Raw genomic sequence first — 25449 nt, forward strand, 5'->3', positions numbered from 1 at the left:
GCGCCCTGCGTCTTGAGTGAAATTTTATTTCGTCTCGAGCTGGATACGTGAAAGAATGCACCTCTGTCAATTCGCTGCGTTGCGGCAATTCAGAATTTTTCCTCAAAAAAGCGCACCTACTTCTGGTAGGTGCGCTTGCTTTTGTTCTAGAGCTACGCGGTGCGTCAGTTATAGGTATAGGTGCCGATTTCACAGATGTTGACATTTTTTCTGATTAACTCGTCGCCGTCGTCGAACACGGCCTTGAAGTCAAATTTGCAATAGCCGGTGCCGTCGTCAAAATTGATCATCACAGATTGACCAGACCCTAATACGTCAGGGCCCAGGATGTCTTCCTCCCAAGAGCGAGACCCTTTGTTGGATCCATAGAATTCGACCAGAACGTAACCCGTTTGATTTACAATTCGCACTCGTCGATCCAGAGCAGCGGCCGGAATTGCCGTTGTTGCTGATATTGCAAATGCGGTTAAAACGGTGAGCAGATGACGTTTGGAAAGCATGGGATTCTTTCTTATCAGAGTTACATTTGGCGTTGCCCTCTGACGAGACCTACGCGGGTTTGACAGTGTTTCTCCATACATATTAGTGTAGATTTTTGATGTGGCAACAATTGGTTGTGACAAGCCCGATCGCACTTTCAGGCAAAGTAGCTTTTGCTTCAACCTTTAGCTGAGTGGGTGTGTGTCGTGTAGAATAGCGGTCTTCGATGTTGTTGAACTGCTATCAGCTCTGTTCGATCATTTGGTCGCGCTGTGAAATTCCACATATCCGAGCAGGGTGAAGCAATCGGTAAGTGTGGCCGTTTTTTCCACTTGAACCCATTCGAGGTAGCTCCACACTTTACTTCAGATTGTCGCGATGGCTGGGTTTTGGAGGCGTGAAGTCGAAAACCGATAGCTGGAAAATGTATAAATGACAGATCAGGGTTATAAAATTTCAAAAAGATGGCAAAAACGGTTGCTTTATTTCTCACCCGTTTCTATTTCCTAGGGAAAGCCACGATTCTGCATCGCGGCATAATGAGGCAAATTGGAGGCTGATATGGCTCTGGACACCAACATTGATACGCTATCGTACGAGGCCGCTGAAAAAGATCTGTATGAGATGGGTGAGATGCCACCGATGGGCTATGTCCCCAAGCAGATGTACGCTTGGGCGATCCGTAAAGAACGCCACGGCAATCCGGACAGCGCGATGTTGCAAGAGGTTGTGGATGTCCCTGCAATAGATAGTCACGATGTGTTGGTTCTGGTGATGGCTGCTGGAGTCAATTACAACGGCGTTTGGGCAGCCTTGGGGCAGCCGATCAGCCCTTTTGATGGCCATAAGCAACCATACCACATTGCCGGATCAGATGCGGCTGGGATAGTTTGGGCTGTTGGTGACAAAGTTAAAAAGTGGAAAGTTGGCGATGAAGTCGTGATCCACTGCAATCAGGATGATGGCGAAGACGAAGAGTGCAACGGTGGCGATCCGATGTTCTCGACCAGCCAACGGATTTGGGGCTACGAGACGCCGGATGGTTCGTTTGCGCAGTTCACACGTGTGCAGGCGCAGCAACTGATGCCACGCCCCAAACATCTGACCTGGGAAGAAAGCGCTTGTTATACACTGACGCTTGCGACTGCGTATCGGATGTTGTTTGGCCACCACCCACACGAGTTGAAACCAGGGCAGAATGTGTTGGTTTGGGGTGCATCAGGTGGTTTGGGCTCCTATGCAATCCAATTGATCAATACCGCTGGCGCCAATGCGATTGGGGTGATTTCAGACGAAGACAAACGTGAGTTTGTTATGGGTCTGGGCGCCAAGGGTGTCTTGAACCGCAAAGATTTCAACTGCTGGGGACAGATGCCAACGGTGAACACCCCAGAATATGGCACCTGGTTCAAAGAGGCCCGCAAATTTGGCGCGGCGATCTGGGAAATTACCGGCAAAGGGAACAATGTCGACATCGTGTTCGAACACCCTGGCGAGGCGACCTTCCCGGTTTCGACATTTGTCTGCAAAAAGGGCGGCATGGTGGTGATCTGCGCAGGAACCACTGGGTTCAACCTGACGCTGGATGTGCGATACATGTGGATGCACCAAAAACGTTTGCAGGGTAGCCATTTTGCCCATTTGAAGCAGGCTGCTTCGGCTAACAAATTGATGCTGGAGCGTCGTTTGGACCCCTGCATGTCTGAAGTATTTTCTTGGTCCGACCTGCCAGACGCCCATATGAAAATGCTCCGCAATGAACATAAACCGGGCAATATGTCGGTATTGGTGCAGGCGCCAAAAACAGGATTGCGCACCCTTGAGGACGTTCTGGAGGCAGGTCAATAACGCCTGTCTCACAGTTGTGGGCTTTGCTTGCAGCCCAATTGTACCTGCGCCCGCGAATCACTTGCTGATTTGCGGGCGTTTTCGCAACCAATGGTCGTGATGTTTGATTTCATAAGCTTGTAATGCGCCGCCTCACCATTTTGGGGGAGTAAGAAACGGTGAGTATTCATGTCGTATGTATGCATGTTATTGCCGGTTGACGATAATTTTGCGGAATAGGGCACTGCAATGACTGAAAATGACTGGTTGCTAGACGTTCTCGTTGACCTTCAAGCTTTTGCCACTGCAAATGGTCTCGGGGCTGTGGCTGAGCACTTGGGTGAAACTCTCAAAGTTGCGCAGGCTGAAATTTCGTCCCAGGAAGAAAAAGCTGGTGCGCAGACGGATGGCGAACAGAGTCAGGTTGGATCAAATTTTAGAGTCGTTGGAGGTGACCAACACTCTTGAGGGTCTTCAGGAGATCATAGAAAGGGTGCGCGATCTCTTTGCTATCGATCACATGATGTATCACTGGGTCGATAGCGCAGGTGATCATTACTATTTTGGAACTTATTCTCAAGCCTGGATCGACCGATACCAAGACAAAAATTATGTGCGTGTTGATCCGGTAATTGCGGGCTGCTTTCAGCGCTTCCACCCTGTAGATTGGAAACGGTTGGACTGGAGTGGTAAACCTGCAAGAGCATTTCTTGATGATGCTCTAAAACATGGTGTTGGGAACCAAGGATACTCGGTGCCAATCCGGGGTCCCAACGGGCAGTTTGCTCTTTTTACAACCAGCCACAATTGTTCCGATGAAATTTGGGAGAAGTTTACAGAAAAGCGCAGCCGCGACTTGATTCTGATGGCTCATTTCTTCAATCGAAAGGCATTGGAGTTTGAGACCGAACGGGCACCAGAACAATCGCGTGCTTTGTCCCCGCGTGAGATCGATGCCATGACACTGTTGGCGATGGGGCACAGTCGCGCGCAAGTGGCAGAGACGCTGGAAATTTCCGAACATACCCTTAGAGTATATATTGAAAGTTCCCGACATAAACTGGGCGCGCAAAATACCACACATGCAATTGCTCAGGCAATGGCACGCGGGCTGATTGTTGTTTAACGGTCTGTTTCCATTTCTTAACGTTAAAATTATGAACCATTAACCATTCTGACCGTAGGTTTTCCCCACTTTAATCCAAAAGGGGACAGCTATGCTGCGCTATATTTACGCTACGGACCTTCATAAATTTTCTGATCTGGCACATTCCATGTTCAAGGATAGGGCTGATCAATTTAAAACCCGGCTTGGCTGGGCAGTAAACGTTGATGAAAACGGCGAAGAACGCGACCAATACGATCATTTGAATCCGCTCTACGTAATTTGGGAGGAGCCGGATGGATCACATGGTGGGTCCATGCGATTTTTGCCAACAACGGGTCCAGTTATGGTTAATGATGTGTTTAGAAATCTTAACGGTGGAACCCAAATTTGTAGCCCATTGATTTGGGAATGCACCAGGTTTTGCCTCTCACGCAAGGCGAGCTCACATGTGGCCGGGGCTTTGACCCTTGGTGGAACAGAGATCATGCGTAACTTTAGTGTTGAGCATCTGACGGGTGTTTTTGACCATAGAATGATCCGGATTTATCGCAGCTTGGGTTTTTCACCTGAGGTGATTGGTAGTGTTGGCGAAGGTCGTGACCGGATTAGTCTTGGCCTGTGGGAGTACTCGCGTGAGATTTACCTAAATGTTGCACAGCGGGCGGGGATTACGCCCGAACAATCGCAGATGTGGTTTGATCGGTCCTTTGGAATGGCAGCTGAACAACCGATGGCATTGAGTGCTTAATAGAATGGGGGGATAGCGGGGTTGGCCTCTGGTGAAGCCAGCCCCACGCCTGTAGGGTCGCGCCATGACATCGCTCCCCATTCAGTTCTCAGAAGATCAAGCCGCTGCCTATGACAGCGTCATTGAAATGTTGCGCCATGCAGGTATCGACTTGGACGATGGCCTGCTGCAGCCCCCCCGCGGCGAAGGAGGCGTGATGGCCTTGATCGGCAAGGCCGGATCGGGCAAGACACTTTTGCTGGCAGAGCTGTACAAAGCTTTAGAACAGGCTGGAGTGGAAGTGGTTTCTGGGGACTATGAGAGCCGCAAAAAAGGTGACCGCCGTACGCTGGCAATTTTGGCGCCCACAAACAAGGCAGCCTCGGTTCTGCGGTTGCGCGGCGTTCCAGCGACTACAATTCACCGTATTCTATATACACCGATGTATGATCCAGAATATGAGCGGTTGGCCGAATGGTTGACCGGCAAAGGCGACCCTCCGGAAATTGAGGGCCTGACCGAAGAGGCGCTGGCCCGTGCGGCAGCGTTTTATGAGCGCAATAAATCAATTCCTGGTGCGATGGCGTCTGCTGGTTTGCGCGGATCAGACTTTATCACTGGATGGAAGCGTCGCGAAGAGCCATTGGACATTGGGTTTGTTGATGAATCCTCGATGCTGGATGAGCGCCAGTTTAATGATCTGAAAGAGATTTTCCCAAACTTGTTGCTGTTTGGAGATCCAGCCCAGCTGGCACCGGTAAACCAATCGGGCTCTATGGTGTTTGACGCGCTACCCGAAGAGCGCAAGTTGGAGTTGCACCGTATTCACCGGCAGGACGCCGACAATCCGATCCTTGATCTCGCTCATGCTCTTGCCGATCCGCAACTGACATTTCAGGATTTTGAGCGGATGATCGAGGACACCGCCAAGCGGGATGAGCGGGTTGTTTGGGGACAGCGGGTCGAGGTTGACCTGATGTCGCGATCTCCGGTTTTGGTTTGGCGCAATGCGACCCGAATTAAGCTGATCAATGCGTTTCGAACCGTACATGGGGCACCCGAAGATGAGTTGATGGAGGGCGAACCGTTGATCTGCGACGGTATCGAACTGCCAATGAAGCACCGCAAGAAGCGCTTGGACCTCGAGGCGCGTGGCCTGATCAAAGGGGCGCAGGTGATCTATCTTGGGCCAGGTCGCAAGCCGGGTTTTTCACGGTTGCATGTGATGGGGGCAGAAGATCCACAAGTATCGGCGGCTTCAATTGTGAAGATTGAAAAACCGGACGAGGAAGAACCCTTTATTCCCTTCGCTGCCCGCATGGGGGCAACCTTTCTGCATGGTGCAGCTGTGACCATACACAAGGCGCAGGGGTCTCAATGGGCAACCACCCAAGTGTTTGCACCTGATCTCTTTGTTGCAGCGCGGATGGGCCGGGTTGAAGCTGGACAACCGCTGTGGAAACGGCTGGCCTATGTCGCCATCACCCGGGCGCAGGAACGTTTGATTTGGGTTGTTCGCAACCGGTTGGCCAAGCCAAGTGCGCCGCTAAGGGTAGATGATTTACGGGCTGCACCTGCAGCGACACTGAAGCTGGAGGCACAGGACGAATGAAGTCGATTTTAATTACGGGGGCCAGTTCAGGCATTGGCCGCGCTGTCGCAGAGCTGTTTTTAGTCGAAGGTTGGCAGGTTGGCCTGTTGGCACGGCGAAAATCCGCACTAGAGGAAGTGGCAGAGGGCCACGCCAACGCGGTTGTTCTATCTGCAGATGTGACCGATCCGGCAGCCGTTGATGGTGCATTTAACCGGTTCGCCATGCAGGCTGGTCGTCTGGATGTCATGTTCAACAATGCGGGTATTTTCACCGCAAGTGGTACGATCGACGAGATTGCGCTCGATGATTGGTTTGCCTCGGTGAACGTGAACCTAAACGGCATGTTCCTGGCAGCGCGTGCAGCGTTCCGGCAGATGCGGCAGCAGTCGCCTCAGGGCGGGCGCATCATCAACAACGGCTCGATTGCGGCCTATGTGCCTCGACCCAATTCGGTGCCCTATGCCACGACCAAAGCGGCGGTCACTGGGTTGACGCGCAGCCTGTCCCTAGATGGGCGTCCTTTTGATATTGCATGTGGACAGATTGATATCGGCAACGCCCGTACACCCATGGTCGAGGATCTGGGCTATCGGTTGCAACAGGATGATCCAGAGGCTGAACCAATGCATAGCTTTGCAGTCGAAGATGCTGCACGGTCGGTGCTGCATATGGCGCAACTGCCGCTTGAGGCAAACGTGCAGTTCATGACAGTGATGGCTACCAAAATGCCCTATATCGGGCGCGGCTAACTCTGCGCGCGACTGCATCCACCTATCGGTGGTGGATGCGGTGTTTAGTTGTTGCGCAACAGTCGGAAGGCTGCAGATGCGCCCCAACCTGCAGCGATAGCAATTGCCAACGACATCAGCCCATAGAGAAACGGTTGTTCGCGTGACATCGTAAACAAGAACCGTTCGAGCCCGACCTTGCGCACGTCGATGGTGGTTTCGTAGCTGGAAACCACCTTGCCGCTACGGGTTAGAAATATACGGGCAGTATAGTCGCCTTCGGTCAAATTGGCAGGCATATCGATGGCGGTCCGAAACAGCGTCTGCTGATCAACGGCTACGGTGTTTTCGCGCACAGCATAAAGCTGTTCGTTCGCCCGTACCCGCATTACTGCGTCAGCAAATTCCTGAGCTCCTCGGATATGCATCGCTGCCCCAACCGAACGGATTGCCCGCTCAATCGAAACGCGATAGCGCAGGTCTTCGATATCCGTCAGCACCTGGTCGAATGGGGCACTGGTGGCTACGACATAAAAGCTGGGTGCAGAATCAACCAAGACCGAGTCGACATTGACCCAGATGCCCAGCTTACGCTCTTTGCGTCGTACAAGTACCGGATGGTCGGGGCCCGATACGGTCACAATGACTTCAAGAGGTTCAGTGTCAGGGATTGGCGTTTCACGCTTCACAGCCCCAAATATCAGGATCTCGGACCCATCAAAGTTTGCAGTGATTGCAACCCGGTCTTGGCTGAGGCCTAGCACAACTTCTTCTTCGGCGGCTTGAACGGGCAAGGCAAATAGCAAAGCGGCGATGAGCAAGCGACGCATGATCAATGTCCTCCGCCAGCGCCAAGCGAGAACAGCTCGGAGGGGGTCAGCAGCAGGTCGAGAGCAAGCTTGCCGCAGACAATAAGGACCATCAGCGCCAGCAGAATTCGCAGTTGCTCAGCCTTCATATAGACACCGATCCGGGTCCCAATCTGGGCGCCAATGACGCCACCGATCAGCAAAAGTACCGCCAGAACAATGTCTACAGTGTAGTTGGTGGTGGCATGCAGCATGGTGGTAAAGGCGGTCACTGTAATGATCTGAAACAGCGAGGTCCCGATCACAACCTTAGTGGGCATGCCCAGAATATAGATCATTGCTGGAACCATGATAAATCCACCACCAACGCCCATGATGGCAGCCAGAATACCGACGCAAATGCCGACCAAGACGGGTGGAATGACTGAGATATACAGGCCTGATGTGCGAAAGCGCATCTTCAATGGTAAGGCGTGAATCCAGCTGCGTTGACGTCGTGCAGCGGGGGCTCCGCCAGCTTTCTTGGACTTGCGGATGGCATTGAGGCTCTCAATAAACATGAGGCCGCCGACGACGCCAAGGAAAACTACGTAGCAAAGTTTAACCAGAAGATCGACCTGTCCCATGGCCTTCAGGTAATTGAAAACCAAGACCCCCAGCGCGGCGCCCACAAGACCACCGGCCTGTAAGACCAACCCCATCTTGATATCAACCGTTCGTCTTCGGAAATGCGCCAGGACCCCCGAAAAAGAAGAGGCTACAATCTGGTTGGCCTCGGTGGCGACAGCCACAGCGGGTGGTATGCCGATAAAGAACAGCAACGGCGTCATCAGAAAGCCACCGCCAACGCCGAACATGCCGGACAATATCCCGACCATGCCCCCCAACCCGAGGAGCAGGAAAGCGTTGACCGAAACTTCGGCGATAGGAAGGTAAATCTGCATAAGGTCTAGTTAGACCGGAGATTTACGTAAAATCAACTGTGGATGCCGCCGTGCAGCACACAGGACTGATCTGCGTGGCAAAACTGGACCTATTGAGGTCGAAAGGTATTCAGTCAAGGAAGTCTCCCGCGGTTGCAGGGTGTACCGGCTTTGCCGGTAAAACCTGAACAAACTTGGGCCTGGCGCCGTGCATAGCACGGCGCCATGCCCAACGGGAGCGGGCATCGCAGATGCGCAAGCGACGGGCGGGAGTTTTGGTCATCAGTAACGACAACGCCCGGCGCAGGACCGGACGTTGTTAGGATTGAAGCGTTTTGTGGGTCAGCGCTCTTTCACATAGGGTTCACCACCGGCCTTTGGCGGAATGGCTTTGCCGACAAAGCCAGCCAGGATCACCACGGTCAAGATATAGGGCAGGGCGTCTAGCAATTGCACCTGAACTTTGAAACCAAGTGCGCTTTCGATGATATCCGGGCGCAGTGCAATGGCTTGCAAGTATCCAAACAGCAATGTCGCAGACAATGCGTGCCATGGTCTCCATTTGGCAAAGATGAGCGCGGCCAAGGCGATAAAGCCCCGCCCTGCCGTCATGTCTTTGACAAAACCAGCTTGCAAGCCCGTTGCCAAGTAAGCCCCGGCAATACCACATAGAACACCACAAATCGCGACAGCCGCAAAGCGTAGTCCGATGACAGATACCCCCGCGGTATCAACCGCCGCCGGGTTTTCACCCACCGCACGCAGTCGCAGCCCAAACCGGGTGCGATAGAGCACCCACCAAGTCAGCGGCACCAGAGCAAAGGCCAGATAGACAAGAATGGAATGGCCAGAGATCACTTCGTAATAGACAGGACCAATCACTGGGACATCCCGAAGGGCCTCGGCAAAGGGAAGCGGTATGCCTTCAAACCTCCCCTCTCCGATCAGAGAAGGAGTACGTCCGCCCTGACGAAACATGTTCTGTGCGATCAGAACCGTCATACCCGCAGCAAGGAAGTTGATGGCGACACCGGAAATCAGCTGATTGCCCCGGAACGTGATCGAGGCAAGGCCATGCAGACCGGCCAGGGCCAAAGACGAAGCAATACCAGCCAAGAGGCCGTACCAGACGTTGCCTGAGGTGGCAGCAATGGCGGCCGAGAAGAACGCGGCAGCCAGCATTTTTCCTTCAAGACCGATGTCAAAGATACCGGCACGTTCGCTGAACAACCCGGCAAGACATGCCAGCAGCAGAGGAGTTGCAAGCCGGACGGTGCTGTCGAGGACGGAAAGGTCCAATAGTGCGAAAATATCCATCAGGCTTTACCCTTCCGCAGTGCAACAAAGATCTTTTCAAGCGGCATCCGAACCATGTTGTCTAATGCGCCAGTAAACAGGATCACCAAGGCCTGAATCACCACAATCAACTCGCGCGGGATTTTTGTCCACAGCGCCAGCTCGGCACCGCCCTGGTACAAAAATCCAAACAGGATAGCGGCCAAGAATACGCCAAAGGGATGCGATCGGCCCATCAAGGCCACGGCGATACCAATAAAGCCCGCGCCTTCAGTAGAGTTCAGTACCAAACGCTCAGCTTCACCCATGACGTTGTTAGTGGCCATCATGCCTGCCAATGCGCCGGAAATCAGCATCGCAATCATGGTGATTTTGACCGGAGAAATCCCGGCATAGAGTGCGCCTTGCTCGGATTTGCCAAACGAGCGGATTTCAAAGCCCAATTTGGTCCGCCAGATCAGCAGCCAGACAAAGATACAGGCCGCAATGGCAAGCAGAAAGCTGATATTGGCCGGTGCACGATTTGAAAACTCTATGCCCAGTGGCGCCAGAATGTCATGCAGCTTGGGAAGGTGGACGGCTTCAGGAAAGCGCGCTGTGGCCGGGTCCATCGATCCCGCAGGGCGCAGCAGATTCACCAAGAAATAGTTCAGCACCGCCGCCGCGATAAAGTTGAACATGATTGTGGTGATCACGATGTGGCTGCCGCGTTTGGCCTGCAGATAGGCCGGAATGGCGGCCCAGGCTGCACCAAAGATAGCTGCACCGGTAGCCGCTGCGATCAGCGCAAGCGACCAATGAGGCCATGGAATGAACAGGCACACCAGTGCGGCCCCTAGGCCCCCCAGCATGGCCTGACCTTCGCCGCCGATATTGAACATGCGGGCGTGAAACGCCACCGAAACGGCGAGGCCGGTAAATAGGAAATTGGTGGCGTAATAGAGCGTATAGCCCCAGCCATAGGTCGACCCCAGTGCGCCATCAACCATCAACTTGACGGCCTCAACTGGGTCTTCACCAATACCCAGGATCACTAGGGCAGAAATAATTGCGGCCAACAGCAAGCTGATCAGCGGGATCAGCACCACATCGGCCCATTTGGGCATCTTGTCCATCTTATGTGGCCTCCCCGGCGACACCGGCCATCAGCAGGCCCAGTTCTTTCTCATCAGTCTCATGCGGCAGACGCTCGCCCATGATGTGACCATCAAACATCACCGCCACACGATCAGACAGTGATAGGATTTCCTCTAACTCGACGCTGACCAGCAAGATCGCTTTGCCTTGATCGCGCAATTCCACAATCTGTTTGTGGATGAACTCAATGGCGCCAATGTCGACGCCACGTGTGGGTTGGCCGATCAGCAGCAGTTCCGGATTGCGCTCAATTTCGCGGGCCACAACAATCTTTTGCTGGTTCCCGCCTGAGAAGTTCTTGGCCGCGAGCCATGGATCTGGAGGACGCACATCGAATTTGGCCATCTTGGCCTCGGTGTCGGCGCGCAGGGCGGCGTTGTTCATCAACAGGCCCGACTGATAAGCTGGATCTCGGTGATAGCCAAAGGCGACGTTTTCCCAGGCGTGAAAGTCCATGATCAGACCTTCGCTCTGGCGGTCTTCGGGTACGTGGGCAATATGGGCGCGACGACGGGCCTGACCATGCGAGCCGGGGCCGTGGAGCGGTAGCTCTTCGCCTTTCATACGGATAGAGCCTGTGCCCCCACGCATGCCGCCTAAAACCTCAAGCAGTTCAGATTGGCCGTTGCCGGCAACGCCTGCGATGCCAAGGATTTCTCCGGCACGGACCTGCAGGTTGATGCCTTTGACCCGTTCAACACCGTCTTCATCGTGAACTGACAGGTTTTCGATTTCCAGAACCGGAGCGCCGGGCTTGGCCGGTACTTTGTCAACTTGCAGCAACACCTTGCGGCCCACCATCAGCTCGGCCAGATGCGCTGGGTTGGTTTCAGCGGTTTTCACGGTGGCTGTCATTTGACCGCGACGCATCACCGACACGGTGTCGGTGGTATCCATGATCTCGCGTAGCTTGTGGGTGATCAGGATGATGGTTTTACCCTCTTCGCGCAGGCGATGAAGGATGCGGAACAGCTGGTCGGCCTCGGCTGGTGTCAGAACCCCGGTGGGTTCGTCCAGAATAAGAATATCGGCCTGACGATACAGCGCCTTAAGGATTTCGACCCGCTGCTGCATGCCAACACCGATTTCGTCGATACGCGCATCCGGGTCGACGTTCAGCTCGTACTCGGCCGCCAGTTCTTTCAGAATTCTGCGCGCCTTGGACAGCGATGGTTTCAGCAGCCCACCGTCTTCGGCACCCAGAATGATGTTTTCCAGAACGGTGAAGTTCTCCACCAATTTGAAATGCTGAAACACCATGCCGATACCAGCGGCGATGGCGGCCTGACTGTCGGGGATGACGGTATTCTTGCCGTTGATCCAGATTTCGCCCTTATCGGCTTTGTAAAAGCCGTAAAGGATGCTCATCAGAGTTGATTTGCCTGCGCCGTTCTCACCAATGATACCATGAATGGTGCCTGGGGCGACGCTGATAGAAATGTCCTTGTTGGCCTGGACCGGGCCAAAGGCTTTGGAAATGCCTTTGAGTTCAATTGCAGGAGCTACTGTCACGCGCCATCTCCTATTCCGATAAATCCGACCATGCGGGTGATGTTTCCTTCGTTGTTCAGGTCAGCAAAATGCTGACCGCGCATTCCCAGTTTGCCATCGGCTATAAAATCAAACGTCGCGGGGGCGTGGCCATTGTGTGTACTCTGGCCCGAGACTTTGATGGTTGAACCTGGACGGCTGGCGGTCATCTTCGCAATGTAATCAACCCGCGAGGGCACACCGTTGAGCGAGGTCGGAGTACTGGGATCAGCGCAATAGACGTCTTCGCTGACAACTGAGATTACAGCTACGGCGCAAGAGGTGGCATCTGTCATGCCCCATGTGTCGAAAAAGCGAGTGATAGAAGATGACATCAAGCTACTCCTGGGAAAAGGGCCGCGCCAGCGTGGCGCGGCCCTTCATTTTGGTTGCAACTAAGTGGCTTAGAAGTTCAGAACCGGGCAGCTGTCGTCGGACATATAGTCGTGAACAGCCAGTTCGCCGCTGGCGATTTTGGCGGATGCCGTATCTACAGCGCTCTGCATGTCTGCATTGACCAGCGAAGCGTTGTTGTCATCCAATGCATAGCCGACGCCGCCATTGGCCAGACCCATGACGTTAAAGCCGGTTTCCATATCAACACCATCTGTGAAGGCTGCAAATACAGCATTGTCGACGCGCTTCATCATCGAGGTCAGAACTTTGCCTGGGTGCAGGTGGTTCTGGTTGCTGTCAACGCCGATCGACAGGATGTTCTCGTCAGCCGCAGTTTGCAGAACGCCTACACCGGTACCACCAGCCGCAGCGTATACAACGTCAGCACCTTGGCTGATCTGGGCTTTGGTCAGTTCGGAACCTTTTACTGGGTCATTCCACGCTGCCGGAGTTGTACCAGTCATGTTGGCAATAACCTTGGCGTCTGGGTTTGCAGCCATAACACCCTGGGCATAGCCACAAGCGAACTTACGGATCAGCGGGATGTCCATGCCGCCAATAAAGCCAACGGTGCCGGACTTCGAAGCCTGCGCCGCCATCATGCCAACCAGGTACGAGCCTTCGTGCTCGTTGAACACAACCGAACGCACGTTTGGCGCATCAACAACCATGTCGATGATGACAAACTTGGTGTCTGGATAATCAGCAGCGACCTGACCAAGTGCATCAGCAAAGGCAAAGCCAGCCATGACGATTGGGTTTGCGCCCACTTCAGCAAAACGGCGCAGAGCCTGCTCACGCTGAGCTTCGGACTGCAGTTCGATCTCACGGAAAGTTTCGCCAGTTTCTTCGGCCCAACGCTGCGCGCCGTTAAAGGCAGCCTCGTTGAAGGATTTGTCGAATTTGCCGCCAAGGTCAAAGATCAGGGCTGGCTCGGCCAGAGCTGCACCAGCGGTCAGTGCCATAGCAGCAGCGGCTCCCATCAGGGATTTCATCAGAGTCATTTGGGTACTCCCGGTTTTGTTTTTGTTTGGGGCATTTAGCAAAGCCAGCCGCCCAAGTCTGAGATGTTTCTCAAAGGGTGCAGCAATTAAGGCCGTAGCCCGGGCAGGGGGTCAACCGCTTTTTGACCATTTGGTGTGATTCCGGCCTCTTGGCCTTAGGTCAAGAGCTATTTGTTCGGCGTTATGGCCCGTCGCATCAGTATCGCATCCACTGATCGACCTGTTTCGCGCGCATAATAAGCGGGGCGATTCCCGCAAGAAGAGTAGCCTGTTGAGCGATAAAGGTGACACGCTGCGTCGTTGTCTGCGGCCACTTCCAGAAAGGCGGTTTGCGCACCGCGTTGTTTTGCGGTGCTTTGCCAATCCAACATCAAAGCGTTCGCTAATCCCTGGTTTTGGTGTTCAGGGTGGGTGGCGATGGTCAGCAGCTCAGCCTCGTCCACTATAACACGCACCAGTGCAAAGCAGCGTGCATCACCCACCACAAACGTAAATGGACTGTCCAGCAAATCTTTAAATTCAGCCTCGGACCATGGGCGGGATTGCGTAAACGCCGCCGCATGGGTGGTGGCCATTGCCAAGGGTGATAATGCTTTAGTCATCAATCAACGTCGGCGGTACATCTCGCGACGGGGCCGCATCTGCTGCGCGCAGGTACAGCGGGGCAGGCGCTTCGGTCACTGTTTCAAAGTGCAATGCTGCGTAACGTGCAATGGCGGCAGCGAGTCCTGGTGGGCTTGCCTCAGGCGCAAAGATCAGCCCGGCATCGCGTGCGGCCTGGGTTGCTTCAGGCGCAGGCATCAGACGCGGTGCTTGGCCCGGTAGGGCAGCATAGACTTGCTCTCTGGGGGCGGGGATCGCAGCAAGTTCGCCCGCTGCCTTGCGGGCGTCGAAACCAGTCACACCAACGGCAGGGATCTCAAGCCCCAGCGCTAGTCCTCTCGCGGCAGAGACTCCAATGCGGATGCCAGTGAAATTGCCGGGGCCAACGCCCACACCAATCGCGGTTAGATCTTGCCAACTGACGCCGCCTTCAGCCAGAACCTCTTCCAGCAGCACCATCAGCCGTTCGGCCTGACCGCGGTTCATCAGTTCCAGTCGTTCAGCAAGGATCCGGTCGCCACGCAGCAAAGCGGCCGCGCAATGCGCGGCCGATGTGTCAAATCCCAATATCAGTGGTTCAGACGGCAACGGGCCGGACCTCGGTCACTTCGGGGATGTAGTGGCGCAGCAGGTTTTCGATGCCCATCTTCAAGGTCAGGGTAGAAGAGGGGCAGCCAGCGCAGGCCCCCTGCATGTGCAGGTATACAACGCCGCGGTCAAAGCCGTGAAAGGTGATATCACCACCGTCCTGTGCCACGGCCGGGCGGACGCGGCTGTCCAGCAGTTCTTTGATCTGGTCGACGATTTCGCCGTCTTCTCCGGAGTGCTCAGCATGACCTGATGCTGGGGCGGTGCCATCGTCGGCCATCACAGGTTGACCGGATTGGTAATGTTCCATTACCGCGCCCAGAATGGCTGGCTTAATGTGATCCCACTCAACACTCTCGGCCTTGGTCACAGTGACAAAGTCATTGCCAAAGAACACGCCAGCAACGCCGCTTACCGCAAAAATGCGTGTTGCCAGAGGTGATTTTCCGCTTGTTTCTGCGGTCGGGAAGTCAGCTGTGCCAACCTCCAACACGGTCTGACCCGGAAGAAATTTCAGCGTCGCCGGGTTCGGCGTGGATTCAGTCTGAATAAACATGTTGGGTCTCCGTAAAGCTGATACCGATATGCGCTCGACGGCAGGGCAAGTCAAGGATTAGAACGATTCTAATCTTTGTGTGTCCTGTTTTCACGCGCAATGCCACCCCATGGGCAGCTGCCACCCCTGCGCGTGACGGCCGACACAGTCTTTGGTTCTAGCGTCGTTCTAGGTTCAGGTGATCGCTTCCAGCTTTTCTTTGGACAGATCGCCCGGCACCACCGTAATCGGGATAGGCAGGCTACCCGACGAGCGGCTGAGTTGGCTCACCAGCGGGCCGGGACCCTTGCGGTCATTGCCTGCACCCAGAACCAGCACCCCAATGTCAGGATCTTCCTCAATCTGGGCGATGATTTCCGGTACGGGTTCGCCTTCGCGGATGACCAAGACCGGGTCAATACCCTGACGATCGCGCATCCATTTGGCAAAAACTTCAAAATGCGCATGAATACGTTCACGGGATTCTTCACGCATCATCTCGCCAACGCCAATCCAGTGATTGAATTCATCCGGTGGAATGACCGACAGGATCTCTACTCCACCGCCAGTACTGGCCGCACGCATAGCGGCAAAGCGCATGGCGTTCAGGCATTCACGGCTGTCATCCAGCACCACAAGAAATTTGCGCATTACGGTCCTCCACAATCTTACTTAATCTGCCCGAGGGTTTGGCCGCTGTCCATTCATTTCCTTAGCGGACTGTTTGTGGATTTTTGTAGCATAAAGCGTCAGAACAATTGCGAGTACGAGAAGGCGAAACACATGAGCGGCAGCAACGAAACTGGGGTCAGCCCCCATCGCTGCCGCGACTATGATCATTGTTTCCAGACCACCCGGTGCGAATCCAAGTAAAACATCGATGATCGGTAGTCCTGAAATATGGGCGGCTGGTAGCGCGAAAAGAATGGCGAGTCCCGAAGTCAGCACGACGATAGTGAGTCCCGCCAACAAGCTGTGGCGCAGCTCTTGCCAGCTCATGCCACTAAACCGGGTGCCGATCAGGCTGCCCATCAAAATCAGCGCACCCTGTGCCAGCCAGTCCGGAAGTGTTCCGGTGGTCAGCGAGGCAAGGTGAGTTGTCGCTGCCACCAGTATTCCGGCCAACAGGGTTGGGGCCGGCAGCTTTAGCCAGTGCAAAATTGGTGACAGAGCCACCGCTCCGGCAATCTGCATAAGGACCCAGACCCAAGACGAGGTGATAAAACCGCGAGGCAAGCCGGGGCCGATATCCATTCCAGCAGCCTGCGCGGCAAGGGGGATCACCAGCGTGAGCGCCATAAGGCGGATAGAGGCTAAAACCACGGGCCGGGTCAAAGACAGGGACAAGCTGTCGGCAAGAGCAATAACCAAGCTCAGGTGGCCCGGAGCAGAGGCAAGGAAGGCTTCGTGCCGGTCGAACGGCAACAGCCGGGGAATAAGCCACTGCCCGATCCACGGCGTGATCAGTGTCAGAACACCCAGTATTGCAAAGGCAATAGGCCAGCGCATCATAGCGTGGATGCTATCTGGACCAATCAGTGATCCGATACTCAACCCGACCAGTAAAAAACCAGTGTTGCGAAGTCCCGAGGCAATCTTTGTCTGAATGCCCCACAGACCGGCCATCGCAACTGCCACGGCGGGCCCGGCCAATAGGGCCATGGGCATGTTTAGGCTAAGCGCCACCAAAGCACCGATCACCCCAATGACAAGGGTCACGATGCCTTGACGGGTGTCAGCCATTGGATTGGGCCCAGTCCCAGTACATCTCGCGCACTTGTTTTGCGACGGGTCCAATTTGGTACTGGCGGTCGTCAAATGCGGTGACCGGGGTGACTTTGCTCATGTTGCCAGACAAGAAGACTTCATCTGCTGCTTCAAAATCAGCATAGCCCAGCACCGTTTCGTGCACGGTGACGCCATTGGCGCGCAGATTGGTGATGTGGCGGGCACGGGTGATACCGGTGAGGAAGGTGCCATTGGCGATCGGTGTGAACACTTCACCATCCCGCACCATAAAGACGTTGGTGGTGGCGGTTTCAGCAACGTTGCCCAGCGCATCCAGTACCAGTGCGTTGGCAAATCCCTTGGCGCGCGCCTCGGTCAGCATCCGGGCGTTGTTGGGGTACAGGCAACCTGCTTTGGCATTGACCACTGAACTGTCCAACACGGGGCGACGGAACCGGGAGCGGGTCAGGGTGGTCGTTGCTGTGGCCGCCGCCATCGGAATTTGCTCCAGGCACAGTGCAAACCCGGTGGTATCCGTTGAGGGTACAATGGCGGTCACATCTCCGTCGATGCCCCAGTACATCGGTCGGATATAGACCGCTGCGCCTTTGTCATACATCGCCAGACCTTCGCGTGCGATCGCAACCATGTCTTTGGTGGTGACGGTAGGGGCCAGCATCAGGGCCTCAGCCGAGCGGTTGACGCGGGCACAGTGCAAATCCAGATCCGGGGTCATGCCATCAAACAGGCGCGCCCCGTCAAACACAGAAGAGCCAAGCCAGGCCGCGTGATCTGCCGCCCGCATGATAGGGACATTGCCGTCCTGCCAGCTGCCGTTGAAATAGGTGCGGATATTGCTGCCGGTTGCCATGGGGGTGCCTCAAGAAAGAAATGGAGTTTTGCGAAGCCTAGGCAGAGATGGGTCAGCCGTCCAGACCTTTATGCATTGCGGTGACCACGTTGCTTTGCACCGCAAACGGCGCGACGGTCTGCCGAAAATTAGTTAGCTGCTGTCGAAAGGCTTTTCATTCAGGCCAAGGCTTGTCGGTTGCGCTGTTCCACATCTTTTCAAATTCCTCTCGGGATGAGGGGGTAAGCGGCTCGGGGGTCTCCGGATTGTTTAAAAAAGGACCATGAACGAGCGATCGAAATTTTGGTTCGCGACAGTCTGGGCCTTCTCGCTCTGCAAGTTTGATACTGTCACGTATTGCCCGTCCGTCGTCAATCAACTCGACGATCCGGTGAACCACGTCTGTGGCTTCGTCGACTTCATAGTAGAGCCAATCAGGATCATCTGAGTGGATTTCGTCTTCTGCCCATGGTACTTTTACATATATAATTGTGCTATCAAGCCTTCGAATTGAACTAAACGATCGTCAGAAAATTCCGTCTTCGATGTTTAGCATAGGTATGGTTTATTGCTGCTAGTTTTTTGAGTTGGCTCGTTGCCGAGTGCGGATAGGGGCTGATGTGGCACGACGTTTGTCAGACCTCGCGCACTATGGGTGGATGCGTACCATCGAGGCCTGTTTCGTTGACAAGATGACTGCACTGCAAGCGCACGTACGCTGAGCCAGTGTTATGCTTGCGCGCTAAAATCATCGGCGGCAGGGAGTGTGATTCCACTGTGGGTTTTGGCGACACAATAGGGCGTCCACAAACTCTGTTCGACTGCTCTGTCTAAGGCTTGCGTAGACCCCGCGTTGTGGACATGGTGGCGCAATTCAGTCTTCTTGGAAAATAGTATGAACAGGCTGCGCGCTTTGACAGTACGATCAGAAGCCGCCAGCGCCGCGTTGGTGTTGGGTGGGGCCTTATGGGGAGTGATCTGGCTGCCGTTGCGGTTTCTAGCCGGGTTTGGCTTGGAAGGCGCTTGGCCGGGCATGCTGATCTATAGCGCCGCGACGCTGTTATTGTTCCCGCTAGCTTGGCTTGTGCGGGCATCGTTGATTGCGCATTGGCGGCAACTGACACTCTGCGGCCTGCTGACCGGTGGGGCATTCAGCCTCTACTCTACCAGCCTGCTGATGACCGACGTGGTGCGTGCTGTGTTGTTGTTTTACCTGACGCCAGTCTGGGGGACAGTGCTGGGGTTGATGTTGCTGAGCGAACGACTGACTTTGGCGCGCGGGTTAGCGTTGGTGTTGGGCCTCATAGGGCTACTGGTGGTGTTGGGCGGCGGTGACAGCCTGCCTCTGCCGCGCAATCTGGGCGATGTGCTTGCGTTGTTTTCAGGGCTGGCCTGGGCCTTTGGCACTTTGCAGCTGTATCGTATGGGCGCGGTGGCTGTGTCCACGCAGGTCTTTGCATTCATTCTGGGCAGTCTGATTGTGTCGATGGTGCTAGTGGCGCTTGGCGGCGCGCAATTCGGTAATGTCCCCTCTGCCGCGATGGTGGGTCTCGCGACGCCCTGGGCCCTGCTGGCCGCATTGTACGTCCTGCCGATGCTGTTTCTGACAATCTGGCCCGCGACCCTGTTGTCTCCGGGCCGCGTTGGCCTGCTCCTGATGAGCGAGGTGGTGGTCGGGGTTGCTTCGGCTGCAATCTGGGCGGGGGAACCGTTTGGCTGGCGCCAAGTCACGGGGAGTCTGCTGATCATTGCAGCAGGTGTAGTGGAGGTTCTGGGTGCGCGCCGCTAGGCGCGCCATGCCCAACGGGGCATGGCATTTATGCCTTTGGCCGGGCGGGAGATCTACCCGCCGATGATCACTGCGCTGGCTTCAACCCATGTTTTATCAGCGCGGCAGAGGCCTCGTCCTGCCAGCGGGTCTTTTGCACGGCATTGCTGGTCTTGCGCAGGCCCATGGCTTTGAGGCCCTCGAACTTCTGCGAGCTCTCATCACCAAAGCTGGCGGCGACGCGGGGCCACCAGTAGTTTACGGAATGTTGCAGCGCGGCGCGATCGTCGTGTTCAGACAGCAGCGCCAAACCCTTGTCAGCAAGTTCGGTATGCGCGGCCTCGATTGGGGCTATAGTGCGAAATACCTCGGCTAGGGGTTGGTAGGAGACATGCGAGAGTTCCGAAAGCTGCACCGCAGCGGCAAGGCCCATCAACAAGTTCATCACAACCGCATCTGCCCAGCCATGAAGTGGGTAGTTGAAAACTGACAAGCGCATATCGTGGTCACTGCGTTGCTGACCGATGTCGGCGTCACGGGGCAGGCGCGTGGTCCAGGGGTGATGGCTGACGTACCGCTCAGTATTGGCGCCAAACTCTCCCATCAGCTCGAGCACACGATTGGCGTTCGCTGTCTTTTCCAACACAATCTGCGCGGCGGCCATGCGATCCCGCACGCCGGGGCCTGCGTTGATCATTTCGGCAAAGCCAGCGGTGCCGGCCAGTTCGCTGTCGACAAAAATCGCCATGATCTTCATCAGTTCTGCCCGGTAACGGGGGGGCGTGTTGCTGGGGCTGGTCAGAACGCCGCCAGCGGCTAGGTAGCTTTCAATGCTCATGTCGTCTGCCATGGTCGCGTCCTCCCTATTGATCGTAATCTACAACAACGGTGTCGGTCACCGGATAGGCCTGACAGGACAGCACATAGCCCTTTTCGACCTCGTAATCCTCAAGTGCGTGGTTGGCGGCCATTTCCACTTCGCCCTCAATCACCTTGCACCGGCAAGTCGAACAAACCCCGGCCTTACAGGCAAAAGGCGCGTCCATCGCGTTTTCAAGTGCCGCATCGAGGATCGACAGATCCTTGCCCATTTCAATGGTGCGGGTCGAGCCATCCAGTGTGATCGCCGCCTTGGTCTGGTTGCCGCCGCTGGCCGCATCTGCTGCACTGACCTTGCGCTTGGCGCGACCGGGCTGCGAGCTGGCGAACAGCTCGAATTTGATTTGGGCGTCGTCCATGCTCGCGGTGCGCAGGGCGGATGCAATGCCCAGCATCATTGGCTCGGGGCCGCAGATAAAGGCAGTGTCGGTGTTCTCGATGTCGATCCAGTGCTCAAACAGCTGGGCGCATTTCTCCTCGGTCACCAGACCGGTGAACAGGTCGATTTCCTGCGCGTCGCTTTCCAGAATATGGATTACGTTCAAGCGTCCCATATAGAGGTTCTTCAGATCCTCCAGCTCCTCGCGGAACATGATCGTGTTCACACCCTTATTTGCATAGACCAGCGTAAAGCGAGAGTTGGGTTCAGCCGTGAGCGTGGTTTTCAGGATCGACAGCACTGGCGTGACGCCCGACCCACCGGCAAAGCCAAGGTATTGTTTTTGTGCACCGTCTTCGAGTGGAGTGAAAAAGCTGCCCATCGGTGGCATCGCTTGCAAGGTATCACCGACCTTCAGATCGGTATTGGCCCAGGTCGAAAAGGCCCCGCCGTCAACACGCTTGATGCCCACCTGCAGGATGCCCTCATCCTTGCCCGCGCAGATCGAGTAAGACCGGCGCAACTCTTCGCCTTCAAAGTCACGGCGAAAGGTTAGGTATTGGCCTTGGGTGAAATCAAACTCTGATGCCGCGCCATTGACGGGTTTCAGTGTCACCACAACAGCGTCGCGGATCGTTTTGTGGATGTCGGTAACAGTCAGGTCATGAAAGCGCGCCATGGGTGTCTCCTCAGATGCACTTGAAATAGTCAAAAGGTTCTAGGCAGTCCTGGCAGCGCCAGTGAGCCTTACACGGGGTCGAGCCAAACTGGCTGACTTTGGTAACGTTATTGCTGCGGCAGTTAGGGCAGCGTTCGGGACCGCCTGCGGGTTGTGGCGGCGCGATGCCATATTCTTCCAGCTTGGCGCGGCCCTTGTCAGAGAGCCAGTCGGTGGTCCAGGCTGGGGAAAGCTGACGTTTCAGCTCCAGCTTTTCGATGCCGTGGTCGCGTAATGCTGTTTCGATATCCAGATTGATGATCGAGGTAGCCGGGCAGCCGGAATAGGTTGGGGTTACTGAGATAGCCAACACATCACCGTTCCACTCGACACCTCGGATGATACCGAGGTCGACCAGAGATATCACGGGGATTTCCGGATCCGGCACGGCGTCCAACCACTCCCAGATCTGACTTGTGCTTGGCTGTGTGGTTGTCTCGGTCATGTGACCAACCTCTTGCTAAAGCTGTCCCGTTCTCCGGCCCAATAAAGGCCGGAGCAATTGTCTTACCTGACTTGCGTTTTCTACCAGTTGGCTCCGGGATAGGCGCGCTGCAGCCATTGCATTTGGGTCAGAAGATGCCCCAGATGTTCGGTGTGCATTTTGCCTGTACGGCCACCTTTGTGACCAAAACTGCTATCCGGAATGGTCAAAGTGGCATTTGCCAGAATGCGCCCGATCAGGGTGTCGTATTCGTCACGCAGCGATGCAGGATCTGGAGCAATTCCAGCTGCTGCCATCTCGGCGTCCACGTCATCCGCTTGGAACATTTCACCCACATAGGGCCACAGATAGTCCAGGGCCTCTTGCATGCGGCGGTGGCTTTCTTCGGTGCCGTCACCCAGGCCTACCACGGTGTCAGCCGAGCGTTCCAGATGATAGGTCACTTCTTTGCTGGCCTTTTCGGCAATGGCTGCGACCCGGTCATCGGATGACTTCATCAACCGACCCAACTGGATGGAATGCCAGGCATCAAACAGGAACTGACGCATCAGGGTCTGGCCAAAATCACCGTTTGGCATTTCGACCAAAAGCAGATTGCGGAAATCCCAGACGTCGCGCAGGAACGCGATGTCATCAGCGCTCTTGCCCTCCCCCTGAACCTCACCGGCCAAGCCCAGCCAAAACTGTGTCTGGCCAATCAGATCCAGCGCCGTGTTGGCCAGCGCGATGTCTTCCTCTAGCACCGGCGAATGGCCACACCATTCGCTGACCCTGTGGCCAAGGACCAGGGTGTTATCGCCCATCCGCAGCAGGAACTGCAGGAATGCCTCGTCGCGAGTCATTACATTGCCCCCACTTCGTCAGGGATGTCGAAAAAGGTCGGGTGGCGATAGACTTTGCTCTCGCTGGGTTCGTACAGCGGGCCTTTGTCGCTGGGAGAGGAGGCGGCGATGTGGTTGGCCTCGACAACCCAGATTGACAGACCTTCGTTGCGGCGAGTGTAGACATCGCGCGCATTCTTGATCGCCATTTCCGCGTCCGGGGCGTGCAGGCTGCCAACGTGGCGGTGGCTCATGCCGTGCTGTCCACGGATGAAAACTTCCCAAAGGGGCCATTCGTTTTTCATGTCATTTCCTCCTTGAGAACTTATTCGGCTGCAATTTTGGCAGCGGCTTTTTTCTTGGCGTGGGCCATCAGACCTTCGCGAACCCATTCGCCGTCATCCCAGGCCTTGTTACGGGCGGCGAGCCGATCAACATTGCAGGGGCCGTTGCCCTTGATCACGTCAAAGAACTCGGACCAGTCAGGGTCGGTGTAATCATAGTGACCGCGTTCTTCGTTCCATTTGGTGCCGGGGTCGGGCAGGTCCAAGCCAAGGAACTCGATCTGTGGCACGGTCTGATCCACGAACTTCTGGCGCAGCTCGTCATTGGTGTTCATCTTGATCTTCCAGGCCATGGACTGCTCTGAATGCACCGAGTCCTTGTCCGAAGGGCCAAACATCATCAGCGCGGGGAACCACAGGCGGTTGACTGAATCCTGCGCCATTTTCTTTTGCTCAGGGGTGCCCTCGGCCATTTTGCGAATGGCATCAAACCCCTGCCGCGCGTGAAAGCTTTCTTCCTTACAGACCCGGATCATTGCCCGGCTGTAAGGGCCAAACGAAGTTCGCTGTAGCGGCACCTGATTGATGATCGCCGCACCATCGACCAGCCAGCCAACTGCGCCGATATCCGACCAGTTCAGAGTGGGATAGTTGAAAATGGATGAGTATTTCATGCGGCCATCCAGCAGCATCTCGGTCAGCTCGTCCCGGCTCACACCCAGCGTTTCAGCAGCACAGTACAGGTACAATCCGTGGCCGGCCTCGTCCTGAACCTTGGCGAGCAGGATCGCCTTGCGCTCCAATGTCGGCGCGCGGGTAATCCAGTTGCCTTCGGGCAGCTGACCCACGATTTCGCTGTGGGCGTGCTGGCCAATCTGACGGATCAGAGTTTTGCGATAGGCCGCAGGCATCCAGTCCTTGGGTTCGATCTTTTCCCCGGCATCAATGCGCGCCTGAAAAGCTGCTAGCTTCTCGGGGTCGTCCTGGGCGGCTTCGGTTTTTACCATCTGTGCATACATAGTCAGATCTCCCTTAAACGCGTTCCAGGATCAGGGCGGTGCCCTGTCCAACGCCAACACACATGGTGCACAGCGCATAGCGCCCGCCCGTGCGTTGCAACTGATAAGCGGCGGTCAGCACCAAACGGGCACCGGACATACCAAGTGGGTGGCCAAGTGCGATTGCGCCGCCATTGGGGTTAACATGGGGTGCGTCGTCGTCTAGTCCAAGTTCCCGTAAGGTGGCCAAGCCCTGAGAGGCAAAGGCTTCGTTCAATTCTATCACATCCATCTGCTCAATGGTCAGCCCTGTGCGGGCCAGCACCTTGCGGGTGGCGGGAACCGGGCCGATGCCCATGATACGCGGCTCAACCCCGGCGGCAGCCATGCCAACAATCCGCGCCATTGGCTTCAGACCATTTTCGGTGGCAGCGGCCTCATTGGCCATCAGGATCGCGGCCGCACCGTCATTTACGCCGGAGGCATTGCCTGCTGTCACGGTCATGTCTGGACCGTTGACGCCACGCAGTTTGGCAAGCTTATCAGCACCTGTGCCGGGACGGGGATGTTCATCCGTATCGACAACAACCGGATCGCCCTTGCGCTGCGGCACATGGACGGGCGTAATTTCATCTCCAAATACACCCGCTTCATGTGCAGCAGCCCACCGGGCTTGTGATCGCGCGGCAAAGGCATCCTGATCTTCGCGGTTGATATTGTAGTCGGCGGCCACATTGTCTGCTGTCTGCGGCATCGAGTCGGTGCCGTACATTTCGTGCATCTTCTTGTTCACGAACCGCCAACCGATAGTGGTGTCATACACCGCGTTGCTGCGGCCAAAGGCTGCGGTCTGCTTGGGCATCACAAAGGGTGCGCGGCTCATGCTTTCAACACCGCCAGCGATGGCCATGTCATAGTCGCCAGCGCGGATCCCGCGAGACGCCATGCCAACCGCATCCATGCCTGATGCACAAAGCCGGTTGATGGTGGTGCCGGGAACATCCGTTGGCAGACCTGCCAAAAGGGCTGCCATGCGGGCCACGTTGCGGTTGCTTTCGCCAGCCTGGTTGGCGTCACCATAGATGACATCATCGATGCTGGCCCAGTCCACTTGTGGATTACGGGCCTTCAGCGCGGCAATTGGAGTAGCAGCAAGATCGTCGGTGCGAACTGAGGATAACGCCCCGCCATATCGTCCAATCGGGGTCCGGGTAGCGTCGCAGATAAATGCATCCATGGTGTTCGCGTCTCCTATTGCGGCATTTAATAAGCCGACCGTTAGGTCAGTAATAGA

General features: G+C 55.6%; 27 protein-coding genes. 6 read left to right on the forward strand and 21 right to left on the reverse strand.

Annotation, left to right across the window (positions count from 1 at the left end; genetic code table 11):
• Positions 1 to 164: 164 nt before the first annotated feature.
• Positions 165 to 500 (reverse strand): hypothetical protein, encoded by a 336-nt coding sequence (locus FEE96_RS02705; protein ID WP_138161448.1) that lies wholly within the window; start codon positions 498 to 500, stop codon positions 165 to 167.
• Between the two features lie 541 nt (positions 501 to 1041).
• Here FEE96_RS02705 and ccrA point away from each other — a divergent pair.
• From ccrA to FEE96_RS02735, 5 genes are all read left to right on the forward strand, one after another.
• The gene (gene ccrA / locus FEE96_RS02710) at positions 1042 to 2328 is read left to right on the forward strand and encodes a crotonyl-CoA carboxylase/reductase (RefSeq protein ID WP_138161449.1); all 1287 of its coding nucleotides are present in this window, start codon (positions 1042 to 1044) and stop codon (positions 2326 to 2328) included.
• A gap of 385 nt (positions 2329 to 2713) precedes the next feature.
• Positions 2714 to 3433: a helix-turn-helix transcriptional regulator gene (locus tag FEE96_RS02720; RefSeq protein WP_138161451.1), complete on the forward strand. Its 720-nt coding sequence runs from the start codon at positions 2714 to 2716 to the stop codon at positions 3431 to 3433.
• 91 nt (positions 3434 to 3524) lie between these two features.
• Positions 3525 to 4163 (forward strand): acyl-homoserine-lactone synthase, encoded by a 639-nt coding sequence (locus FEE96_RS02725; protein WP_138161452.1) that lies wholly within the window; start codon positions 3525 to 3527, stop codon positions 4161 to 4163.
• A gap of 64 nt (positions 4164 to 4227) precedes the next feature.
• Entirely contained in the window at positions 4228 to 5754 is a 1527-nt protein-coding gene (locus FEE96_RS02730; RefSeq protein ID WP_138161453.1) for an ATP-dependent DNA helicase, read from the forward strand.
• A complete protein-coding gene (locus FEE96_RS02735) occupies positions 5751 to 6485 on the forward strand; it encodes an SDR family oxidoreductase (RefSeq protein ID WP_138161454.1) in 735 nt (244 codons plus the stop codon). The genes FEE96_RS02730 and FEE96_RS02735 overlap by 4 nt, the downstream gene beginning before the upstream one ends.
• 44 nt (positions 6486 to 6529) lie before the next feature.
• Here FEE96_RS02735 and FEE96_RS02740 read toward each other — a convergent pair whose 3' ends face one another.
• From FEE96_RS02740 to FEE96_RS02800, 13 genes are all read right to left on the reverse strand, one after another.
• Positions 6530 to 7294 carry a TIGR02186 family protein gene (locus FEE96_RS02740; RefSeq protein ID WP_138161455.1) on the reverse strand — a complete coding sequence of 255 codons (765 nt, stop codon included), beginning with the start codon at positions 7292 to 7294 and terminating at the stop codon, positions 6530 to 6532.
• Positions 7295 to 7296: 2 nt separating this feature from the next.
• Positions 7297 to 8217, reverse strand: a complete 921-nt coding sequence (locus tag FEE96_RS02745) for a sulfite exporter TauE/SafE family protein (protein ID WP_138161456.1) — start codon at positions 8215 to 8217, stop codon at positions 7297 to 7299.
• Positions 8218 to 8538: 321 nt separating this feature from the next.
• The gene (locus FEE96_RS02750) at positions 8539 to 9513 is read right to left on the reverse strand and encodes an ABC transporter permease (RefSeq protein WP_138161457.1); all 975 of its coding nucleotides are present in this window, start codon (positions 9511 to 9513) and stop codon (positions 8539 to 8541) included.
• Positions 9513 to 10607 (reverse strand): ABC transporter permease, encoded by a 1095-nt coding sequence (locus FEE96_RS02755; protein ID WP_138161458.1) that lies wholly within the window; start codon positions 10605 to 10607, stop codon positions 9513 to 9515. The genes FEE96_RS02750 and FEE96_RS02755 overlap by 1 nt, the downstream gene beginning before the upstream one ends.
• 1 nt (position 10608) lies before the next feature.
• Positions 10609 to 12141: an ABC transporter ATP-binding protein gene (locus FEE96_RS02760; protein WP_138161459.1), complete on the reverse strand. Its 1533-nt coding sequence runs from the start codon at positions 12139 to 12141 to the stop codon at positions 10609 to 10611.
• A complete protein-coding gene (locus tag FEE96_RS02765) occupies positions 12138 to 12494 on the reverse strand; it encodes a nuclear transport factor 2 family protein (protein ID WP_138161460.1) in 357 nt (118 codons plus the stop codon). Before FEE96_RS02765 ends, FEE96_RS02760 begins: the two co-directional genes overlap by 4 nt.
• 69 nt (positions 12495 to 12563) lie before the next feature.
• Positions 12564 to 13559 carry a BMP family lipoprotein gene (locus FEE96_RS02770; protein WP_138161461.1) on the reverse strand — a complete coding sequence of 332 codons (996 nt, stop codon included), beginning with the start codon at positions 13557 to 13559 and terminating at the stop codon, positions 12564 to 12566.
• Between the two features lie 167 nt (positions 13560 to 13726).
• Positions 13727 to 14161 carry a GNAT family N-acetyltransferase gene (locus FEE96_RS02775; RefSeq protein ID WP_246079251.1) on the reverse strand — a complete coding sequence of 145 codons (435 nt, stop codon included), beginning with the start codon at positions 14159 to 14161 and terminating at the stop codon, positions 13727 to 13729.
• Positions 14154 to 14750: a tRNA (adenosine(37)-N6)-threonylcarbamoyltransferase complex dimerization subunit type 1 TsaB gene (gene tsaB, locus FEE96_RS02780; RefSeq protein ID WP_138161462.1), complete on the reverse strand. Its 597-nt coding sequence runs from the start codon at positions 14748 to 14750 to the stop codon at positions 14154 to 14156. The genes FEE96_RS02775 and tsaB overlap by 8 nt, the downstream gene beginning before the upstream one ends.
• On the reverse strand, positions 14740 to 15306 hold the full coding sequence (locus FEE96_RS02785; RefSeq protein ID WP_138161463.1) for a NifU family protein: 567 nt from the start codon (positions 15304 to 15306) through the stop codon (positions 14740 to 14742). Before FEE96_RS02785 ends, tsaB begins: the two co-directional genes overlap by 11 nt.
• A gap of 174 nt (positions 15307 to 15480) precedes the next feature.
• Positions 15481 to 15936, reverse strand: a complete 456-nt coding sequence (locus FEE96_RS02790; protein WP_138161464.1) for a universal stress protein — start codon at positions 15934 to 15936, stop codon at positions 15481 to 15483.
• Positions 15937 to 15957: 21 nt separating this feature from the next.
• The gene (locus FEE96_RS02795; protein WP_138161465.1) at positions 15958 to 17028 is read right to left on the reverse strand and encodes an AbrB family transcriptional regulator; all 1071 of its coding nucleotides are present in this window, start codon (positions 17026 to 17028) and stop codon (positions 15958 to 15960) included.
• Positions 17021 to 17884, reverse strand: a complete 864-nt coding sequence (locus FEE96_RS02800; protein ID WP_138161466.1) for a branched-chain amino acid aminotransferase — start codon at positions 17882 to 17884, stop codon at positions 17021 to 17023. The genes FEE96_RS02795 and FEE96_RS02800 overlap by 8 nt, the downstream gene beginning before the upstream one ends.
• 874 nt (positions 17885 to 18758) lie before the next feature.
• Between FEE96_RS02800 and FEE96_RS02805 the strand changes: the two genes are divergently transcribed.
• Positions 18759 to 19652 (forward strand): DMT family transporter, encoded by an 894-nt coding sequence (locus FEE96_RS02805; protein WP_138161467.1) that lies wholly within the window; start codon positions 18759 to 18761, stop codon positions 19650 to 19652.
• Between the two features lie 67 nt (positions 19653 to 19719).
• Here the strand turns inward: FEE96_RS02805 and FEE96_RS02810 are convergent, their stop codons facing one another.
• The 7 genes from FEE96_RS02810 to pcaF all read right to left on the reverse strand — a co-directional run bounded on the left by FEE96_RS02810 (position 19720) and on the right by pcaF (position 25392).
• Positions 19720 to 20481: a Phenylacetic acid catabolic protein gene (locus FEE96_RS02810; protein WP_138161468.1), complete on the reverse strand. Its 762-nt coding sequence runs from the start codon at positions 20479 to 20481 to the stop codon at positions 19720 to 19722.
• Positions 20482 to 20494: 13 nt separating this feature from the next.
• Complete coding sequence (locus FEE96_RS02815) at positions 20495 to 21568, reverse strand: 2Fe-2S iron-sulfur cluster-binding protein (RefSeq protein ID WP_138161469.1); 1074 nt, start codon at positions 21566 to 21568, stop codon at positions 20495 to 20497.
• Positions 21569 to 21578: 10 nt separating this feature from the next.
• Positions 21579 to 22052, reverse strand: a complete 474-nt coding sequence (paaD, locus tag FEE96_RS02820) for a 1,2-phenylacetyl-CoA epoxidase subunit PaaD (RefSeq protein ID WP_138161470.1) — start codon at positions 22050 to 22052, stop codon at positions 21579 to 21581.
• 80 nt (positions 22053 to 22132) lie between these two features.
• On the reverse strand, positions 22133 to 22894 hold the full coding sequence (paaC, locus tag FEE96_RS02825) for a 1,2-phenylacetyl-CoA epoxidase subunit PaaC (RefSeq protein ID WP_138161471.1): 762 nt from the start codon (positions 22892 to 22894) through the stop codon (positions 22133 to 22135).
• Positions 22894 to 23178, reverse strand: a complete 285-nt coding sequence (gene paaB, locus FEE96_RS02830; RefSeq protein WP_138161472.1) for a 1,2-phenylacetyl-CoA epoxidase subunit PaaB — start codon at positions 23176 to 23178, stop codon at positions 22894 to 22896. Before paaB ends, paaC begins: the two co-directional genes overlap by 1 nt.
• Positions 23179 to 23198: 20 nt before the next feature.
• Positions 23199 to 24176 carry a 1,2-phenylacetyl-CoA epoxidase subunit PaaA gene (gene paaA, locus FEE96_RS02835; protein WP_138161473.1) on the reverse strand — a complete coding sequence of 326 codons (978 nt, stop codon included), beginning with the start codon at positions 24174 to 24176 and terminating at the stop codon, positions 23199 to 23201.
• Between the two features lie 13 nt (positions 24177 to 24189).
• On the reverse strand, positions 24190 to 25392 hold the full coding sequence (gene pcaF, locus FEE96_RS02840) for a 3-oxoadipyl-CoA thiolase (protein ID WP_138161474.1): 1203 nt from the start codon (positions 25390 to 25392) through the stop codon (positions 24190 to 24192).
• Positions 25393 to 25449: the final 57 nt, after the last annotated feature.

Origin of the sequence: Parasedimentitalea maritima (genome assembly GCF_005771405.1) — a bacterium.
Taxonomy (GTDB): Bacteria; Pseudomonadota; Alphaproteobacteria; order Rhodobacterales; family Rhodobacteraceae; genus Parasedimentitalea; species Parasedimentitalea maritima.

Bases quoted from the DNA above. Each gene is read 5' to 3' on its own strand.
- ccrA (WP_138161449.1), top strand. From the start codon at position 1,042: ATGGCTCTGGACACCAACATTGATACGCTATCGTACGAGGCCGCTGAA.
- paaD (WP_138161470.1), bottom strand. From the start codon at position 22,052: ATGACCGAGACAACCACACAGCCAAGCACAAGTCAGATCTGGGAGTGG.
- paaB (WP_138161472.1), bottom strand. From the start codon at position 23,178: ATGAAAAACGAATGGCCCCTTTGGGAAGTTTTCATCCGTGGACAGCAC.
- FEE96_RS02785 (WP_138161463.1), bottom strand. From the start codon at position 15,306: ATGTTTATTCAGACTGAATCCACGCCGAACCCGGCGACGCTGAAATTT.
- FEE96_RS02745 (WP_138161456.1), bottom strand. From the start codon at position 8,217: ATGCAGATTTACCTTCCTATCGCCGAAGTTTCGGTCAACGCTTTCCTG.
- FEE96_RS02800 (WP_138161466.1), bottom strand. From the start codon at position 17,884: ATGGCAACCGGCAGCAATATCCGCACCTATTTCAACGGCAGCTGGCAG.
- pcaF (WP_138161474.1), bottom strand. From the start codon at position 25,392: ATGGATGCATTTATCTGCGACGCTACCCGGACCCCGATTGGACGATAT.
- FEE96_RS02775 (WP_246079251.1), bottom strand. From the start codon at position 14,161: ATGACTAAAGCATTATCACCCTTGGCAATGGCCACCACCCATGCGGCG.
- FEE96_RS02720 (WP_138161451.1), top strand. From the start codon at position 2,714: ATGGCGAACAGAGTCAGGTTGGATCAAATTTTAGAGTCGTTGGAGGTG.
- FEE96_RS02730 (WP_138161453.1), top strand. From the start codon at position 4,228: ATGACATCGCTCCCCATTCAGTTCTCAGAAGATCAAGCCGCTGCCTAT.
- FEE96_RS02815 (WP_138161469.1), bottom strand. From the start codon at position 21,568: ATGGCGCGCTTTCATGACCTGACTGTTACCGACATCCACAAAACGATC.
- FEE96_RS02740 (WP_138161455.1), bottom strand. From the start codon at position 7,294: ATGCGTCGCTTGCTCATCGCCGCTTTGCTATTTGCCTTGCCCGTTCAA.
- FEE96_RS02805 (WP_138161467.1), top strand. From the start codon at position 18,759: ATGAACAGGCTGCGCGCTTTGACAGTACGATCAGAAGCCGCCAGCGCC.
- FEE96_RS02725 (WP_138161452.1), top strand. From the start codon at position 3,525: ATGCTGCGCTATATTTACGCTACGGACCTTCATAAATTTTCTGATCTG.
- FEE96_RS02770 (WP_138161461.1), bottom strand. From the start codon at position 13,559: ATGACTCTGATGAAATCCCTGATGGGAGCCGCTGCTGCTATGGCACTG.
- FEE96_RS02755 (WP_138161458.1), bottom strand. From the start codon at position 10,607: ATGGACAAGATGCCCAAATGGGCCGATGTGGTGCTGATCCCGCTGATC.
- FEE96_RS02810 (WP_138161468.1), bottom strand. From the start codon at position 20,481: ATGGCAGACGACATGAGCATTGAAAGCTACCTAGCCGCTGGCGGCGTT.
- paaC (WP_138161471.1), bottom strand. From the start codon at position 22,894: ATGACTCGCGACGAGGCATTCCTGCAGTTCCTGCTGCGGATGGGCGAT.
- paaA (WP_138161473.1), bottom strand. From the start codon at position 24,176: ATGTATGCACAGATGGTAAAAACCGAAGCCGCCCAGGACGACCCCGAG.
- FEE96_RS02795 (WP_138161465.1), bottom strand. From the start codon at position 17,028: ATGGCTGACACCCGTCAAGGCATCGTGACCCTTGTCATTGGGGTGATC.
- FEE96_RS02705 (WP_138161448.1), bottom strand. From the start codon at position 500: ATGCTTTCCAAACGTCATCTGCTCACCGTTTTAACCGCATTTGCAATA.
- FEE96_RS02765 (WP_138161460.1), bottom strand. From the start codon at position 12,494: ATGTCATCTTCTATCACTCGCTTTTTCGACACATGGGGCATGACAGAT.
- FEE96_RS02750 (WP_138161457.1), bottom strand. From the start codon at position 9,513: ATGGATATTTTCGCACTATTGGACCTTTCCGTCCTCGACAGCACCGTC.
- FEE96_RS02790 (WP_138161464.1), bottom strand. From the start codon at position 15,936: ATGCGCAAATTTCTTGTGGTGCTGGATGACAGCCGTGAATGCCTGAAC.
- FEE96_RS02735 (WP_138161454.1), top strand. From the start codon at position 5,751: ATGAAGTCGATTTTAATTACGGGGGCCAGTTCAGGCATTGGCCGCGCT.